This window comes from Catenulispora rubra (assembly GCF_015356825.1).
GTDB classification, from domain to species: Bacteria; Actinomycetota; Actinomycetes; order Streptomycetales; family Catenulisporaceae; genus Catenulispora; species Catenulispora rubra.
This window is the reverse complement of sequence record NZ_JAACYW010000608.1, coordinates 1-1,523: the sequence shown is the minus strand read 5'-3', so window position 1 is coordinate 1,523 and position 1,523 is coordinate 1. Positions and strand designations below refer to the sequence as shown.

General features: G+C 67.8%; 1 protein-coding gene. It reads left to right on the top strand.

The window, feature by feature from the left end:
* Positions 1–710: 710 nt before the first annotated feature.
* Positions 711–1,523: AfsR/SARP family transcriptional regulator (locus GWK61_RS54495; RefSeq protein ID WP_194922276.1), on the top strand; the 813-nt coding region annotated here is incomplete at its 3' end.

Genomic DNA, 1,523 nt, shown 5'->3' with positions numbered 1-1,523 from the left:
GCCAACCTGCCCGGTTTGGCGGTGTCAAGCCGGACGGAGCCGGACCACAGCAGCAGCGATGCGGCTTGATTCCGCCAAACCGGGCTGGTTCCGTTTACGGCGATGACGCGGCGAGGGACCCAGAACCTCGGCGACCACAAGCAGCGACCGCCGCCAACCAACGCGACGCAGGCAACAGCGGACAGAAAGCCGAACAGTCGCGGGCCGCCGCCATCAAGCCCGACGTACGGGTCGCCCCCTCGTCGAGGAGGCCCGCCAGAGGCCTCAACGCACCCACCAAACGCGGCAGACAGCCGCCCACACGACGCGTGCGCAGTGACTCGGACTCATGCGCGGTCTTGCCCACGAAAACCGGCGGCCGCCAGCGCAACGGCCTCGCTCAACCGAACTGCGTCCCCTGCGAGGCCATCCAACCATGCGCGAAGCCGTAAAATTCGCCTGTAAACCCACAAACCAACCGCACCCCAACCGCACCCCAACCGCCCCACAGGTAACCAAAAGCCGTCCCCCAGCCACACCTCAGGCCACTGACACCTTGACCTGACACCGATCCAAGCGTAAACAATGCGAATACCACTCCGAATCGCAAGCGAAGCAACATTCGGACATCGCACGGATCGGTACGCATCGGACAAGCACCGGCACGAACCGGCAAGCACCGGCAAGCACCGGCAAGCACCGGCAAGCACCGGCCAGGGAGGGACGCGCGCATGAAAGACGGTGGTCGGCACCTCCGCGTCGAGGTCCTGGGTCCACTGCGTGCGTTCGCCGACGACCAAGAGCTCAGCCTCGGCGCCCCGAAGCAGCGCGCCGTCTTCGCCGCCCTGGCCATGGCCGCAGGTACCGTGGTGGCACGCGGCGAGCTGATCGACCGCATCTGGGGCGAAGACGTCCCGATGACCGCCGCCGGAAACCTGCACACCTACATCTCCGGACTCCGCCGCGCCCTGTCAGGGCTCGGCCTCGGCGACCCCCTCCCCCTCGTCAGCGGCAGCTCCGGATACCGGCTCCAGCTGGGACCGGAGGCGCTGGACCTGAACCGCGCCGAGCAGTTCGCGGCGACAGCACGCACCGCCAGAGACAGTGGCGACCGCCATGGCGCAATCGCAGCGTTGGACTCCGCACTGGCGTTGTGGCGCAACGGCCGGCCACTAGAAACACTCCCAGGACCGTTCGCCACCGAGCAGCGCACACGGCTGGCAGACATGCGGCTACGACTCCTGATCGACCGCACCGAGCTCATGATCAACGCCGGAGATGCCGGGGACGCCCCCTCCGCCGACCTCGCCGCAGCCGCCGACGAACTCGCGGTACACGCGCGGGCCCACCCCTTCGACGAGCGCCTACGATCAGCGTTGATGATGGCCCTGCACCGCAGCGGTCGCACCGCCGACGCGTTGGCGCAGTACCAAATGCTGCATCGCGTGCTGGCCAACGAGCTGGGAATCGAACCAGAGGCCTCCACCCAAGCTGTGCAGATGGCGATCCTGGCCCAGGACACGCCCCGCGCACCCCACTCACTC